The organism is Photobacterium sp. GB-1 (genome assembly GCF_003026165.1).
Lineage (GTDB): Bacteria > Pseudomonadota > Gammaproteobacteria > Enterobacterales > Vibrionaceae > Photobacterium.
The window spans coordinates 97,253-113,107 of record NZ_PYOB01000008.1 but is presented as its reverse complement, the minus strand read 5'-3'; the positions used below and the strand labels follow the sequence as shown (position 1 = coordinate 113,107).

Annotated in this window: 12 protein-coding genes; 3 read left to right on the top strand and 9 right to left on the bottom strand. The window is 41.4% G+C overall.

Annotated features, from left to right (window positions below):
- Positions 1 to 50: 50 nt before the first annotated feature.
- Entirely contained in the window at positions 51 to 2,006 is a 1,956-nt protein-coding gene (gene ftsH, locus C9J45_RS10835) for an ATP-dependent zinc metalloprotease FtsH (protein ID WP_107207278.1), read from the bottom strand.
- Positions 2,007 to 2,055: 49 nt separating this feature from the next.
- Entirely contained in the window at positions 2,056 to 2,685 is a 630-nt protein-coding gene (gene rlmE, locus C9J45_RS10830) for a 23S rRNA (uridine(2552)-2'-O)-methyltransferase RlmE (protein ID WP_005369560.1), read from the bottom strand.
- 212 nt (positions 2,686 to 2,897) lie between these two features.
- Here rlmE and yhbY point away from each other — a divergent pair, with 212 nt between their 5' ends.
- Positions 2,898 to 3,194 (top strand): ribosome assembly RNA-binding protein YhbY, encoded by a 297-nt coding sequence (gene yhbY / locus C9J45_RS10825; protein WP_045128373.1) that lies wholly within the window; start codon positions 2,898 to 2,900, stop codon positions 3,192 to 3,194.
- A gap of 123 nt (positions 3,195 to 3,317) precedes the next feature.
- Here yhbY and greA read toward each other — a convergent pair whose 3' ends face one another.
- Positions 3,318 to 3,791, bottom strand: a complete 474-nt coding sequence (gene greA, locus C9J45_RS10820) for a transcription elongation factor GreA (protein WP_107207277.1) — start codon at positions 3,789 to 3,791, stop codon at positions 3,318 to 3,320.
- 574 nt (positions 3,792 to 4,365) lie between these two features.
- Here greA and C9J45_RS10815 point away from each other — a divergent pair.
- Together C9J45_RS10815 and dacB are read left to right on the top strand one after the other, a co-directional pair.
- Positions 4,366 to 5,421: a porin gene (locus C9J45_RS10815; protein WP_107207276.1), complete on the top strand. Its 1,056-nt coding sequence runs from the start codon at positions 4,366 to 4,368 to the stop codon at positions 5,419 to 5,421.
- Between the two features lie 160 nt (positions 5,422 to 5,581).
- A complete protein-coding gene (gene dacB / locus C9J45_RS10810; RefSeq protein ID WP_107292516.1) occupies positions 5,582 to 6,985 on the top strand; it encodes a serine-type D-Ala-D-Ala carboxypeptidase in 1,404 nt (467 codons plus the stop codon).
- Between the two features lie 90 nt (positions 6,986 to 7,075).
- Here the strand turns inward: dacB and C9J45_RS10805 are convergent, their stop codons facing one another.
- The 6 genes from C9J45_RS10805 to fkpB all read right to left on the bottom strand — a co-directional run bounded on the left by C9J45_RS10805 (position 7,076) and on the right by fkpB (position 15,641).
- The gene (locus C9J45_RS10805; protein WP_107292515.1) at positions 7,076 to 7,924 is read right to left on the bottom strand and encodes a magnesium transporter; all 849 of its coding nucleotides are present in this window, start codon (positions 7,922 to 7,924) and stop codon (positions 7,076 to 7,078) included.
- A 490-nt stretch (positions 7,925 to 8,414) separates the two neighbouring features.
- Complete coding sequence (gene carB / locus C9J45_RS10800; protein WP_107207273.1) at positions 8,415 to 11,633, bottom strand: carbamoyl-phosphate synthase large subunit; 3,219 nt, start codon at positions 11,631 to 11,633, stop codon at positions 8,415 to 8,417.
- A gap of 17 nt (positions 11,634 to 11,650) precedes the next feature.
- Positions 11,651 to 12,790: a glutamine-hydrolyzing carbamoyl-phosphate synthase small subunit gene (gene carA / locus C9J45_RS10795; protein WP_006646195.1), complete on the bottom strand. Its 1,140-nt coding sequence runs from the start codon at positions 12,788 to 12,790 to the stop codon at positions 11,651 to 11,653.
- Positions 12,791 to 13,323: 533 nt separating this feature from the next.
- On the bottom strand, positions 13,324 to 14,133 hold the full coding sequence (dapB, locus tag C9J45_RS10790) for a 4-hydroxy-tetrahydrodipicolinate reductase (RefSeq protein WP_107207272.1): 810 nt from the start codon (positions 14,131 to 14,133) through the stop codon (positions 13,324 to 13,326).
- Between the two features lie 113 nt (positions 14,134 to 14,246).
- The gene (ispH, locus tag C9J45_RS10785; RefSeq protein WP_107290871.1) at positions 14,247 to 15,194 is read right to left on the bottom strand and encodes a 4-hydroxy-3-methylbut-2-enyl diphosphate reductase; all 948 of its coding nucleotides are present in this window, start codon (positions 15,192 to 15,194) and stop codon (positions 14,247 to 14,249) included.
- Positions 15,195 to 15,206: 12 nt separating this feature from the next.
- The gene (fkpB, locus tag C9J45_RS10780) at positions 15,207 to 15,641 is read right to left on the bottom strand and encodes an FKBP-type peptidyl-prolyl cis-trans isomerase (RefSeq protein ID WP_045083744.1); all 435 of its coding nucleotides are present in this window, start codon (positions 15,639 to 15,641) and stop codon (positions 15,207 to 15,209) included.
- Positions 15,642 to 15,855 lie beyond the last annotated feature (214 nt).

Below are 15,855 nucleotides of genomic sequence, written 5' to 3'. Positions count from 1 at the left end.
TAAGATAAAAAAAACCCTGACCAAGGCCAGGGTTTTTATTCAACGCTAAATTAAGCCTGAGGTTTTGTATCGGTATCGTCTTCTTTCGTCAACGCATCAATACCATCGCCAATTGGCTCATCAGGTGCTAATTCAGTTTCAGGTGCTTCTTTACCTGATGGTTTCATTGTATCGTCATTATCCGACCAACCTTTCGGTGCACGGATTTCTGCTTTACGTTCCATCAAGTCATCAATCTGACCTGCGTCAATAGTTTCATATTTCATCAATGCATCTTTCATTGCATGCATGATATCCATATTATCAACTAGAATTTGACGAGCACGTTGATAGTTACGATCAATTAAGGTGCGAACTTCAGTATCAATCAGTTTTGCAGTGTCATCAGACATATGCTTACTTTGTGTAACTGAACGACCAAGGAAGACTTCCCCTTCATCTTCAGCATAAAGTAATGGACCTAACTTCTCAGAGAAGCCCCACTGAGTCACCATCTTACGTGCAATATCAGTTGCGCGTTCAATGTCATTTGATGCACCTGTTGATACTTTATCTACGCCGTAAATCAATTCTTCAGCTAAACGACCACCGTAAAGACTTGAAATCATTGACTCCAAGAACTCACGAGAGTGACTTACACGATCTTGCTCGGGTAAGTACATCGTTACACCTAGCGCACGACCACGTGGAATAATCGATACTTTATATACAGGATCATGATCCGGTACTAAACGACCAATAATTGCGTGACCTGCTTCGTGATACGCAGTTGATTCTTTTTGATCTTCAGACATAACCATTGATTTACGCTCTGCGCCCATCATGATCTTATCTTTCGCTAATTCGAACTCAACCATCGAAACAGTACGCTTGTTACCACGGGCAGCAAATAATGCCGCTTCGTTAACAAGGTTTGCTAAATCAGCACCAGAGAAACCTGGTGTACCACGAGCAATCAATGATGGATTTACATCACCATCTAGTGGCACTTTACGCATGTGAACTTTAAGGATCTGCTCACGACCGCGTACATCAGGAAGACCTACCACTACTTGACGGTCAAAACGACCAGGACGCAGTAATGCAGGGTCTAGTACGTCGGGACGGTTCGTTGCAGCAATAACGATAATACCCTCATTGCCTTCGAAGCCATCCATCTCAACTAGCATCTGGTTCAGTGTTTGTTCACGCTCATCGTGACCACCACCTACACCAGCACCACGTTGACGACCTACCGCATCGATTTCATCAATAAAGATGATACAAGGCGCAGCCTTTTTTGCTTGTTCGAACATGTCACGCACACGAGATGCACCAACACCAACAAACATTTCAACAAAGTCAGAACCAGAAATAGTAAAGAACGGTACTTTCGCCTCACCTGCAATCGCTTTTGCAAGTAACGTTTTACCTGTACCAGGAGGACCAACCATCAACACACCTGTTGGGATTTTACCACCTAGCTTTTGGAAACGGCTTGGATCACGTAAGTAATCAACCAGTTCTTTAACGTCTTCTTTCGCTTCATCACAACCAGCCACATCGGCGAACGTTGTTTTGATTTGGTCTTCGCTCATCATACGCGCTTTAGATTTACCGAACGACATGGCACCTTTGCCACCACCGCCCTGCATCTGACGCATAAAGAATATCCAAACACCAATTAATAGAAGCATTGGGAACCACGAAATGAAGATTGAAGCCAATAGGCTAGGCTCTTCAGGTGGTGTACCAGAAACAGCTACGTTAGCGTTAATTAGATCGTCTAACAGCTTAGGATCATTAGCGACAGGTAAGTATGTTACATAGCTCGCATTATCACGTTTGGTTACAGTGATTTCACGATCATTGAATCGCACTTCCTTTATCTGATCCTGACCGATTTGACGGACAAATGTCGTATAGTCTACTTGACCACTTGCTTTACTACTGTTGGTTCCAAAGCTTTGGAATACAGACATAAGAACAACGGCAATGACTAACCATAAAATCAAGTTTTTTGCCATGTCACTCAAGGTGTTAACCTCGCGATAACTAAAAGATGAATGTAGATTACTACAGTTTGTAACCTGTAGCCACAATATAGACTTCACGCGAGCGATCTCGCGAGGAATCTGGTTTACGAATTTTAACCACTTTGAACATACTACGAATTTCAGCTAGATATTGGTCAAAGCCTTCGCCTTGGAAAACTTTTACCGTAAAACTGCCATTCGGCGCAAGTACTTGTCGACACATATCTAATGCAAGCTCAACAAGATACATCGCTCTCGGTTGGTCGGATGCAAGATTACCACTCATATTAGGTGCCATATCAGACATCACCACGTCAACCATATCTGGTTGAATGCGGTCCAATAGTGCATCTAACACAGCCTCTTCTCGGAAATCACCTTGCAGGAAACTAACACCTGGAAGGGAATCCATTGGCAAAATATCACAAGCAATGACTTGTCCTTCACTACCTACAATTTCTGCCGCATATTGTGACCAACCACCTGGTGCAGCACCAAGGTCAACCACTGTCATGCCCGGTTTTAATAACTTATCTTTGTTCTGAATTTCTTCAATTTTAAAGAAAGCACGTGAACGATAACCACGTTTTTGTGCTTCCTGAACATATTTATCGTCGAAATGCTCTTTTAGCCAGCGGCCAGAACTGCCGGATTGTTTTTTTCTACTCATGCCTAACCTAATGAGTTGAGATACTTGTTAAGTATACGTCTGCCAAAGGCTTTATCGCATCTAATTCATTAAAATGTACAATCAAAATGTGCAGTACAACTCAAACACTACAAATTTTCATGCTGTCATAATGCAAACAAATTAGTCTTCTAGTCTAGATGGCGGTAGAATGTCACGTTTTCAACCCTAATAACCAAAAAAATAGAGTCATCATGAATCTAAGCACCAAACAAAAGCAATTCCTAAAAGGTCTTGCTCACAATCTAAAACCAGTTGTACTTATGGGTGCAAACGGCCTAACAGAAGCTGTATTGGCTGAAATTGAAATTGCACTTAACCATCATGAATTGATCAAAGTTAAGGTTGCTACTGAAGATCGTGAAACTAAAGTTTTAATCGTCGACGCTATCGTTCGCGAAACTAAAGCTGAAAAAGTGCAGGTTATCGGTAAAACGTTAGTTCTTTACCGCCAGAGTGAAGATCGTAAAATCGAGCTTCCTCGTAAATAAAAAAGGCCGCCTAGCGGCCTTTTTTGTATCTATTATTAATACAAAAAAATGCATTAATTGCTAATCGATATCACCTATTTTAGTGATTATATTTTCTGATGAATATAATCATCAGTAAAATTATTAGATGTATTTCACTTCTACAATTTCAAACTCTTTTTGACCGCCAGGCGTGGTAATCGCAACCTCATCACCTTCCATCTTACCGATCAAACCACGTGCAATTGGTGAATTCACTGAAATTAAGTTTTCCTTAATATTCGCTTCATCATCACCCACGATACAGTATGTCACTTCACTCTCGGTATCTAAATCTAGCAAAGTGATTGTAGTACCAAAAATCACTTTGCCTGTATTTGGCATAGTAGTTACATCAATAATTTGAGCAACAGATAGTTTGTATTCAATATCACGAATTTGCGCTTCACAAATACCTTGCTCTTCACGAGCCGCATGGTATTCCGCATTTTCTTTTAAGTCGCCAAGCTCACGTGCTTCTGCGATCGCCTGAGAAATAAGAGGGCGACGCTTCAACAATACTTCAAGTTCACTACGTAGCTTTTGTTCGCCACGTACAGTCATTGGCACTTTTTCCATAAATAAATTACCTCAATAACCTGATAGCGCACGCCAATTTCAGGAAATAAAAAAGCTAGCCCAATCGTGATTGAGCTAACAGTGTATATGTCACGATGTTTATCATATTAAACAAAGATGGACAAGAGATCATCCTCGTTACGTCATTAATCTGTTTTTCGTTTTAATAACAGTCAAAAACAATGAATATGCTAAAAATACTATATCAATAATTCATAGTAACAAATCAATAGTTAAAACATTCACCAAAGAAATAAGCCTCTCGCTACCACCTTTTTTTCATTGAGAAAAGTTATAATCTCACACTTCAACAATATTTATACAAATATTCACTCAGGCATTTCCCATTGATTACCTAAATACAACTAAAAAATAAAATTAATTTAGAACTTTTATCGATAGACATAACACACTGATTAAATTAACAATAAAAACTAAAAAAAACAAAAAAGACACACTAATGAGGTATTTTTCAGTTTTTTTTACTAACATAAATCAGTAGACACAAGTAAAAAGAACAGCATGCATTTGGCATAGAAATGCAACACATAAAAATTTAAAAAAGGATTCGGTAATGAACAAGCACCTTATTGCTTTAGCAGTAACAGCAGCAACTCTATCTGGCGCAGCATCAGCAGCACAAGTTTATTCAGATGATACATCTTCTCTTGCTATCGGCGGTCGTGTAGAAGCTCGTGCTCTTCTTTCTGAGCAAGCTGAAAATAATGCAGTAGCACCAACACTACAAAAAACACAAAATGAAGTAACTGATATTTCACGTGTACGTGTAAACATTGATGCGAAAACACAAATCGCAGATGGCGTTCAAGGTATTGGTTTCTACGAGCGTGAGTTCAAAGACGACAATTCTGATGACGAAAACCGTTACATGTATGCTGGTGTAAACAGCGACCAATACGGTCAAATTGTTTACGGTAAGGCTGACGGCTCTCTAGGTATGCTAACTGATTTCACTGATATCATGGCATACGCTGGCTCTGTTGTTGGTGGTACTAAGCTAGCAGTAGCTGACCGTACAACTAACAACCTAGCATACGCTGGTACATTTGGTGATCTAACGTTCAAAGCTAACTACGTTTTCGCTGGCGCTGATTATGATACAGCTGGTAACAAAACAGACGTACACGGTTTCTCAACAGGTGCTGTATACAAAGTAGCTGATACAGGTCTTGCACTAGGTGCTGGTTACGGCGAGCAACGTGACCAACTTGGTAACGCGAATACTCACAAAGCACGTTCAGAGCAAACTTTCGCAGTAGCATCTTACACAATGGGCGATCTATACTTCGGTGGCCTATACAAGTCCGGTCGTCGCGACGGTACTAACTTAGTAACTGGCGATGTAACAGATACTCAAGGCTACGAATTCGCAGCAGCGTACACTATGGGTAAAACTGTATTCACGACTACTTACGGCTTCATGAAAGATGAAAACGCTCACAATGTATACGATGAGCTAGCAAATGCAGCTGCAGTTGATGCTACTTACTACTTCAACAGCAACTTCCGTACTTACGCTTCTTACACATTCAACATGCTTAATAAGAACGAAGTAGGTAAAGTTGCAGCATCTGACCAATTCGTTCTAGGTGCTCGTTACGACTTCTAATCCTTGTGATTAAAAGCAACATATAGTGAAACGTCGGCTTCGGTCGGCGTTTTTTATTACTTTTGTGTCAGTTTTAGTCTTTATTTCCTCTCTTTTTTTACCCTCTCTCATATAAACGTTATGATTAAGGCCTATCTCTTAACCAAAATTATGCCTTCACATGTTTAAAAAATTGCTTTGCTCCGCTTTAATGGCAACGACCTTTTCTTCTTTTGCTGCGTTCTTACCTCAGCAAGCTATCGAACACCTGCCCAAAGGGAGTGATGTCGCGCTTCTTATTGTAAACCCAGCCACCAACAAAGTTATATACGATAAACGCGCAGATGAATTACAAGCCCCTGCAAGTACCCAAAAAACGATCACCGCCCTTGCCGCAAAGCTATATCTCGGTAATAACTTCCGCTTTGATACTTACCTTGAAACGAAAGGTAATGATGTCATTTTGAAATTTAATGGCGAGCCAACACTTAAACGCAGCGATATTGCCAATTTACTTCGCCAACTAAAACAGCAAGGCATAGCTACGATTAAAGGTAACCTGTACTTAAACGGTGGACATTTTACTGGCTATGAACGTGCTATTGGTTGGCCTTGGGATATTTTAGGCTCTTGCTATAGTGCGCCATCAAGTAGTATCAGCTTAGAGCACAACTGTGTTCAAGGTGCGCTATACAGCAATAAATCTTTGGGTGACGTTACACGCGTAAATGTGCCTAGCCACCAGCCAATTCAAGTAAAAACCTCTGCGATTGTGGTGTCAAAAGCACAGCAAAAAGAGCAGCACTGTCAGCTTTCAATGACATCGAATGATCGTAATATGTATCAAATTAGTGGCTGTATCCAACCTCGTAAACAGCCTCTACCGCTTAAATTTGCAGTACAAAACACAACCTTGTATTCAACTGCCGTTATTCAACAAGAGCTTAAGCGTGCAGGGATAAAGTTAAACGGTAAGGTACTTCGTAACGATAAAGTCAGTGGTAAAATCATTGCAACACATCGCTCAGCCCCATTATCAACGCTGCTTGATATTATGCTGAAGCGCTCTGATAACTTATTTGCCGATAACATTGCCAAAACCATTGGTGCCAAGTATTACCACCAAGCCGGTAGTTACACCAATGGCATTGAAGCAATTAAGGCGATACTAAAAGATAAAGCTGGTATCGATCTTTCTGATACCGTGATGGTGGATGGTTCAGGCTTATCGCGTAACAACCGTTTAACAGCAAGTGATTTAATGAAAGTAATCACTTACATTTATAACCACCCTAAATTAGGTTTAATGAACGATTTACCCGTATCAGGTAAAAGTGGCACGTTACAGTACCGTCGCAGTCTTCGTGATGCTCCGTTAAAAGGTAAGGTTATTGCTAAAAGTGGCTCTTTATTCGGAACTTATAACCTTGCAGGTGTGATTAAGACCCACAACGGTAAACCACTACTCTTTGTACAGCTAGTGACGAATTACTATCCACATATGCATGACGGTAAAAAAGCAGCATTACCGCCTATTTACCAATTTGAAAAGCAACTTTATAGCTCACTGTATAAAAACGACTAAATAAGAGACCTGAGAGATAAAAGCCGCTATTAAATACTTTCATCTAGAAATATTCGAGCAATAGCGGCTTTTTTAATACAAACAATCTTACTAACCGAAGCCTAGCATCCAATTGACTGTCTTGAAGTAAATCACCATCCCCGTGATATCGACCATTGAAGCTAAGACAGGGCTGACTAATACCGCAGGATCGAGATTTAATGATCTCGCTAGCATAGGTAAAACCCCACCAACACTAGTCGAAATAATCACCTGAATAGCAATGGCTATCCCAATCGCAAATGCTATCGAGTCTAGTGTCATTCCTGTAGGTAACACAACATCCCCACTAAAAAAAATCACCCGTCCAATGATCACGACTGCAAGGCTCACCGCGATAATAATCGCAACTCTAAATTCTTTCCAAAGCACCAATAACCAATCTTTTGAGCGTATTTCTTCCATTGCCAATGCTCGCACAACCAGTGTTGCCGCCTGCGAGCCAGCATTCCCACCCGCAGCTGCAATCACCGGCATATAAATCGCAAGTAGGACTAATTGACTCAGGGTATCTTCATAGTGAGAAATAATTAAGCCCGAGACAATTCCCATTAAAGCCAGCCCTACAATCCAACCTATGCGTTCCTTAACATGGTTTAAGACACTATTTTCTAAATAATGCCCGCTCGGTTCAACCTCAGAGCAAATTAACCCTAAACCACTGGCTAGTTGGCGGGCTCGTATGTCCTCTTCTAATTCATCTAAACGATCTAATAAAATTTGCACATGCCGCAATGGGCATTCCTGTAACATAGCTAAAGCCTCTACGACTGGCATTTTTGCCAATAATTGCGCTTGTTCAACTAGATCATATTTTAAAAATGCATTACGTACTGCTAACGCCTCTTTTTGCGCAATATGGGTTGTTGCTGAAAAAGCTGCATAATTCATTACCGCCATGGCGAATCTCCCGATTAGCTGTCTCTCTAGAAAGAGAAGGTAACGACCACCACATTAACATTTGCAATAAACCCTCGCGCACCACATAACAATACAGTCGCGCTGTTGTGGTAAACATAGATTTAAAGCTCATATTATTGATAAGTAAATAAAGAGGAAAATTACAGGAGAGATGTCGAAAATGAATAATTTCAAAAAAGGGGGTTACAAGACATGACTCCGAGCCTAGCAGCACGGAATATACTATTTAATACCGTTACCTAAGCTAATTTTCCAGCTTCATACTCGGGGGATGGTCGGTATTGTTCATTAAAATCTCCAAGAAGAATGTATCGCTTGCTGCGACGCCAGTATCTTACGTTAATAAATCTGAACAGCAACTGATTAAACTAATGATATAAAATTTCAATGAGTTATATGTGATTATGTATTTAACAATAAAAAAAGCCGAACGTTAACGTTCGGCTTTTTATTTCGTAGTGAGTAATACTTATTTAATACGTGCGTGAAGCTCTTGAATTGAAGACACTGTATTGCGGTCATCTGCAGTATGCGCCATACATGTTGCAAATCCCGCATTTAGAGTTGTAGTGTAGTTAACTTTTTCAGCTAGCGCACCACGACGAAGTACTTTTGAATCTTCAATCGCTTGACGACCCGATGCAGTATTTACAATGTAGGTGTATTCATTATTCTTGATACGGTCAAGAATATGAGGACGACCTTCATGTACTTTGTTCACTAGACGTGGGTTAATACCCGCTTCACCAAGAATAACTGCTGTACCGTGTGTTGCATCTAATTGGTAGCCAAGCTTAATTAGCTTAGAAGCTAAATCAACCACACGTTGCTTATCACCTTCACGAACAGATAATAGCGCACGACCACCTTCAGGGTATTCTTTACCACAACCTAATTCAGCTTTAGCGAATGCTTCTGCAAACGTATTACCGATACCCATAACTTCACCTGTTGAGCGCATTTCAGGGCCTAACAGTGGATCAACACCTGGGAACTTGTTAAACGGTAGGACGACTTCTTTCACTGAATAATACGGTGGAATAATTTCCTTGGTAAAACCTTGTGATTCAAGTGATTGACCAGCCATTACACGCGCTGCAATTTTCGCCAGCGGTGCACCTGTCGCCTTAGATACGAACGGTACGGTACGTGCAGCACGAGGGTTAACCTCGATAAGGTACACTTCGTTATCTTTTACGGCGAACTGGGTATTCATTAATCCACGAACACCTAATTCAAACGCTAGGTTCTTCACCTGCTCACGCATCACATCTTGGATTTCTTGACTTAGGGTATAAGCAGGCAGTGAACATGCAGAATCACCTGAGTGAACACCCGCTTGCTCGATATGCTCCATGATACCGCCAATCACGACTTGCTCACCGTCGCAAATTGCATCAACGTCTACTTCCACCGCATCATCTAAGAAACGATCGAGTAGTACAGGTGATTCATTTGAAACACTTACCGCTTCATTGAAGTAGCGACGTAGATCTTGCTCGTCGTAAACAATTTCCATTGCTCGACCGCCAAGTACATACGATGGACGTACCACTAATGGGTAACCAATGTCACGCGACTTCTCAATCGCTTGCTCCATCGTTGTTACCGTTGCATTTTCTGGTTGCAGTAAACCTAAACGGTCAACGGCTTGTTGGAAACGCTCACGATCTTCTGCGCGGTCAATCGCATCTGGACTTGTACCGATAATTGGCACACCTGCCGCTTCTAGTGCACGAGCGAGTTTCAGTGGTGTTTGACCGCCATACTGAACAATCACACCTTTTGGCTTTTCAACACGTGCGATAGCCAGTACATCTTCAAGTGTTACAGGTTCGAAGTACAGACGATCTGATGTGTCATAGTCAGTTGATACAGTCTCTGGGTTACAGTTAACCATGATAGTTTCATAACCATCTTCACGTAGCGCCAGTGATGCATGAACACAACAGTAGTCAAACTCGATACCTTGACCGATACGGTTTGGACCACCGCCCAGTACCATGATTTTGTCTTTGTCCGTTGGATTTGCTTCACACTCTTCATCGTATGATGAGTACATGTAAGCAGTATCTGATGAGAATTCAGCGGCACACGTATCTACACGCTTGTAGACAGGATGAATGTCAAACTGATCACGTAGTTTACGAATTTCGCCTTCGCTAACACCCAATAATTTAGCAAGACGTGCATCTGCAAAACCTTTGCGCTTAAGCTTACGTAATACGTCAGCATTAAGACCTGCAAAACCTCCAGCTTTCACTTGCTCTTCAAGTTTGATGATTTCTTCAATTTGAACCAAGAACCAACGGTCAATGTTAGTTAGATTGAAGATACCGTCAACCGACATACCCGCACGGAAAGCATCACCGATGTACCAAATACGCTCAGCACCTGCTTCTTTCAGTTCATGTCGGATCTTGCTCATCGCATTTGGATCATCAAGATCAACCATTTCATCAAAGCCGTTCGCGCCAACTTCTAGGCCACGTAGTGCTTTATGTAATGATTCTTGTTGGTTACGGCCAATCGCCATAACCTCACCTACCGACTTCATTTGTGTCGTTAAGCGATCGTTAGCGCCAGCAAATTTCTCGAAGTTAAATCGAGGAATTTTCGTTACTACGTAATCAATAGTTGGTTCAAATGATGCCGGTGTTGCGCCGCCTGTGATGTCATTCATCAGTTCATCAAGGGTGAAACCAATCGCCAGTTTTGCCGCGATTTTTGCAATCGGGAAACCTGTTGCTTTTGATGCTAATGCCGATGAACGAGATACACGTGGGTTCATCTCGATGATAACCATACGGCCATCTTTCGGGTTAATACCAAACTGGACGTTTGAACCACCGGTTTCAACACCAATTTCGCGCAGTACTGCAAGCGATGCATTACGCATTAATTGGTATTCTTTATCTGTTAGTGTTTGCGCAGGTGCGACTGTGATTGAGTCACCGGTGTGAATACCCATTGGGTCGAAGTTTTCAATTGCACACACAATGATACAGTTGTCGTTCTTATCACGAACCACTTCCATCTCATATTCTTTCCAACCAATCAGTGATTCATCAATCAATAATTCATTGGTTGGTGATAGGTCGATACCGCGCGAACAAATTTCTTCAAATTCTTCTTTGTTGTATGCAATACCGCCACCTGTACCACCCATCGTAAATGACGGGCGAATAATACAAGGGAAGCCAACCATTTCGAGAACTTTGTAAGCTTCTTCCATCGTTGTTGCAGTATCAGCACGAGGACACTCAAGGCCGATGGCTTTCATTGCTTTGTCAAAACGAGAACGGTTTTCAGCTTTATCAATTGCATCCGCTGTTGCGCCAATCATCTCAACATTGAATTCTTCTAATACGCCATATTTTTCAAGATCTAACGCACAGTTAAGTGCGGTTTGACCACCCATGGTTGGTAGTACCGCATCAGGGCGCTCTTTAGCAATGATATTACGTACCACTTCCCAGTGAATTGGCTCTATGTAAGTTGCATCAGCCATTTCAGGATCAGTCATGATAGTCGCAGGGTTAGAGTTTACCAGAATAACGCGGTAACCCTCTTCACGAAGTGCTTTACAAGCTTGTGCACCAGAGTAATCGAACTCACAGGCCTGACCGATAACGATCGGTCCAGCACCTAAAATTAGTACACTTTTTATATCAGTACGTTTTGGCATTTCTTACTACTCCCGGCTTAGGCGCTGTGTTTCTTAATTAATTCGATAAAGTGATCAAATAATGGTGCTGCATCATGTGGACCAGGGCTCGCTTCTGGGTGGCCTTGGAAACTGAATGCAGGCTTGTCGGTACGATGAATACCTTGTAGCGAGCCATCAAACAGGGATTTGTGTGTCGCACGTAAATTTTCAGGTAACGTTGCTTCGTCAGCAGCAAAACCGTGGTTCTGGCTGGTGATCATCACAACATCACGATCTAAATCTTTAACAGGGTGGTTAGCACCATGGTGGCCAAACTTCATTTTTACTGTTTTTGCACCACTTGCTAAGGCAAGAATTTGGTGACCTAAACAAATACCAAAGATTGGAATATTTTTATCGAGGAATGTTTTGGTTGCTTCAATCGCGTAAGTACATGGCTCTGGGTCACCAGGACCATTTGATAAGAATACGCCATCTGGATTTAACGCAAGCACGTCTTCTGCTGACGTTTGTGCAGGCACAACTGTTAAGCGACAACCACGGTCAACCAACATACGTAAAATATTACGTTTAGCACCAAAATCATAAGCGACTACATGGTAAGGCAGTTCTTTATCTTCTTGTGCTTCTGGTAAACCATTCTCTAATGTCCAAGAACCTTGCTTCCAGCTGTAAGTTTCGCTTGTTGTCACTTCTTTCGCTAAATCCATACCTTTCAGACCAGGAAACGCTTTCGCTTGTTCAAGTGCAAAACCTTCATCGATATTGTTACCTGCAACGATACAACCGTTCTGCGCACCTTTTTCACGAAGAATACGGGTTAGCTTGCGAGTATCGATATCAGCGATACCAACGATGTTTTGTGATTTTAGATAGTCAGAAAGAGATTGTTCAGAGCGGAAGTTTGAAGCGATAAGAGGAAGATCACGAATAACCAAACCTTGTGCATGAATTGCCGTGGATTCTTCGTCTTCGGTATTAGTACCGGTATTGCCAATGTGGGGATAAGTAAGGGTAACGATCTGTTGTGAGTAGGAAGGGTCAGTGAGAATTTCCTGATACCCCGTCATCGAAGTATTAAAAACGACTTCACCAACGGCCGAACCATCTGCTCCAATGGACACGCCGCGGAACACAGTCCCATCTTCAAGGACTAATAGCGCAGATTTGCTCAAGACAACCTCCAATTAAATAAAAATGCAATTAAAACAGATAAACTTGCAATTACCCATTCCTTTTCATATCAAAAATCACGTCTTACTGATTTTTGACAAATTGCGCAAATTCTATTGATCTGTTAGCAATCTGTCAACATAAGAGCAGAAATAAATTCAACAAATAACTATCTCAACACAATTAAGTATCCAAAATGCTAAAATAACATGTTTAGTCGTATTTTTTAGTATCAACATCAAATCAAATGAGAACGCAACCGTTTGCAATCAAAACCAAACCATTAACAAATACAAACACCCATCAAAAAAGCCAAAAATGACAACTAAGCAAACACAAATAACCATCTAACAAAAAAAACACGACCAACCATCTATTTTATACAGTAAATAAACCCAGCTCAGTGCGATATTTAACCACCTCAAAAATATACTGATATAACACGAATAAATTCATCTCTATTTGTATTTACAATATTTATTCTCACTTTATTCAGATATAAAAAAACCTGCTTATTAGCAGGTTTTTGTCTCGATTATAATGAATCAAGCCCTAAGACATCTTCCATAGTATAAAAACCAGGCGATTTATCATTGAGCCATACCGCCGCTCTCACCGCACCATTGGCAAATGTCATTCTGTCTGTTGCTTTATGAGTGATCTCCACACGCTCACCGATATCTGCAAACATGGCGGTGTGTTCACCTACTATGTCACCAGCACGAATCGTAGCAAAACCAATCTCATCACGAGTACGCTCACCCGTGATCCCCTCTCGAGCATAAACTGCAACATCACTTAATTTATTGCCCATCGCGCCCGCAATCGCTTCTCCCATCCCAATTGCTGTTCCTGATGGTGCATCCACTTTATGACGATGGTGCGCTTCGATAATTTCAATATCGCAGTAATCGCCCATCACTTTGGCAGCTTTTTCTAACAATTTGAAAACCAGATTAACCCCTACACTATAATTAGGCGCCATCACGATAGAAATATCACGAGCAGCAAGATCAATTAACTCTCGCTCTTGCTCTGTAAAACCGGTTGTACCAATTACAATTTTTTTATTATGTTGCTGACAAAACTCAATATTCGCCAATGTTGCGACAGGTGCAGTAAAGTCAATTAACACATCAAAATCATCAAGAGCCTGGTTAAGATCATCAACAATGATCACATTGGCAACACCCGTTCCTGCTAACTCACCAGCATCAGCACCTACTAATGTAGAACCTGCACGCTCAGTCGCGGCACCTAATTCTGCTTTTTCTGATAGTTGTGTTGCTTTTAATAGCTGACGCCCCATTCGGCCAGCAGCTCCGGCTATCGCAATTCTTACCATTGCGTGCTTCTCCCTTGATGAATATATAATTATCTCAATACTGTAGCGGTTTTACAGACGATAAAAAAGCCCCAGCTTTCACTGAGGCTTATTCTGTACAAATCAATATGCTATTAGATATTCTTTACTTGTAACTCTTTAGGTACTTCAAAGAACATGTTTTCTTCACGACCTGAAAGCTCTTCCACTTCAGAGCCTGTTAACTTTTTGATCTGCTCGATAATTTGATTAACGAGTTCTTCTGGCGCTGAAGCCCCCGCAGTCACTCCAACCTTGGTTTTATTTTCAAACCAGCTAGCTTGTATATCTTCAACACAGTCGGTTAAATACCCCGGTGTTCCAAGCTTTTCAGCTAACTCACGTAAACGGTTAGAATTGGAAGAATTTTTTGAGCCAACCACAATCATTACATCAACCGTTTCAGCCATTTCACGCACAGCATCTTGGCGGTTCTGAGTCGCGTAACAAATATCATCTTTACGTGGCCCTTGGATTTTTGGAAACACTTGGCGCAAGCGATCAATGACATCTGCCGTTTCATCCACAGATAATGTCGTCTGGCTAACATAGTGAAGATTAGTTGGATCTTTAACGATGGTGGTCAGCTTATCGACATCCTCCGGTTTTTCAACAAGGTACATACCACCATCTTGATTAGCATATTGCCCCATTGTGCCTTCAACTTCGGGATGTCCTGCGTGTCCAATCAGCACCACTTCCATCGCTTTTCGACTAGCACGAGCCACTTCCATATGTACCTTTGTCACCAATGGACACGTTGCATCAAACACGGTTAATTGACGTTGCTTAGATTCATTACGCACCGCTTGAGAAACACCGTGAGCTGAAAATATAACGATATTGTCATCAGGCACTTCGCTAAGCTCTTCAACAAAAATCGCCCCTCGCTGCTTTAGCCCTTCAACAACAAAACGGTTATGTACGACTTCGTGGCGAACATAAATAGGCGGTTGGTACATTTCCAACGCACGCTCGACAATGCTGATCGCACGATCAACACCAGCACAAAAACCTCGTGGGTTTGCGAGTAAGATTTTCATCAACAATTGCTCTTAACTTTCAATGGAGACAACCTCCACCTCAAAGGTGACAGCTTGCCCTGCAAGTGGATGATTGAAATCAACAGTAACAGAGTCACCCACAACGGCTGTAATTATTCCGGGAATATCATGTCCATCGGGACCTGCAAAGGCGATAATGTTGCCCACTTCAGCAGGAGCATCAGCACCAAATTTAGCTAAATCAAGATGGTGGATATTATCGGGGTTAGGTAAACCAAATGCATCTTCTGGCGATAGTTCAAATGTACCTTTTTCACCAATAGTTAACCCTAATAAACACTTTTCAAAATTGTCAGTTAAACTGCCATCTCCCATGCGAAACATTGCAGGTTTACCTGCGGCATAAGTAGATTCAGCAACCGATCCATCATCAAGTTTAATGGCAAAATGCATCAGCACTTCGCTGTTATCTTTAATCACCGACATAGCACATCCTTTTGTATGATCGCTTATTGATCTAACAACAAGTCGCTCATTTTATTTTAATGTTCCCATTTAACAATAAACCATCGTGCGTATCAACGGACAGGCACTAAGGTTTTACATTTGTACCACTTGATTTGTTAAATCAAGAATAAGACGTCAATATGCACAGATAAAAAAACGCAGCTCATAAAATGAACTGCGTTTAATATTGACG

What these genes read in the sequence shown, in the direction of transcription:
- ftsH (WP_107207278.1), bottom strand. Translation starts at nt 2,006, where the DNA reads ATGGCAAAAAACTTGATTTTATGGTTAGTCATTGCCGTTGTTCTTATG.
- rlmE (WP_005369560.1), bottom strand. Translation starts at nt 2,685, where the DNA reads ATGAGTAGAAAAAAACAATCCGGCAGTTCTGGCCGCTGGCTAAAAGAG.
- yhbY (WP_045128373.1), top strand. Translation starts at nt 2,898, where the DNA reads ATGAATCTAAGCACCAAACAAAAGCAATTCCTAAAAGGTCTTGCTCAC.
- greA (WP_107207277.1), bottom strand. Translation starts at nt 3,791, where the DNA reads ATGGAAAAAGTGCCAATGACTGTACGTGGCGAACAAAAGCTACGTAGT.
- C9J45_RS10815 (WP_107207276.1), top strand. Translation starts at nt 4,366, where the DNA reads ATGAACAAGCACCTTATTGCTTTAGCAGTAACAGCAGCAACTCTATCT.
- dacB (WP_107292516.1), top strand. Translation starts at nt 5,582, where the DNA reads ATGTTTAAAAAATTGCTTTGCTCCGCTTTAATGGCAACGACCTTTTCT.
- C9J45_RS10805 (WP_107292515.1), bottom strand. Translation starts at nt 7,924, where the DNA reads ATGGCGGTAATGAATTATGCAGCTTTTTCAGCAACAACCCATATTGCG.
- carB (WP_107207273.1), bottom strand. Translation starts at nt 11,633, where the DNA reads ATGCCAAAACGTACTGATATAAAAAGTGTACTAATTTTAGGTGCTGGA.
- dapB (WP_107207272.1), bottom strand. Translation starts at nt 14,133, where the DNA reads ATGGTAAGAATTGCGATAGCCGGAGCTGCTGGCCGAATGGGGCGTCAG.
- ispH (WP_107290871.1), bottom strand. Translation starts at nt 15,194, where the DNA reads ATGAAAATCTTACTCGCAAACCCACGAGGTTTTTGTGCTGGTGTTGAT.
- fkpB (WP_045083744.1), bottom strand. Translation starts at nt 15,641, where the DNA reads ATGTCGGTGATTAAAGATAACAGCGAAGTGCTGATGCATTTTGCCATT.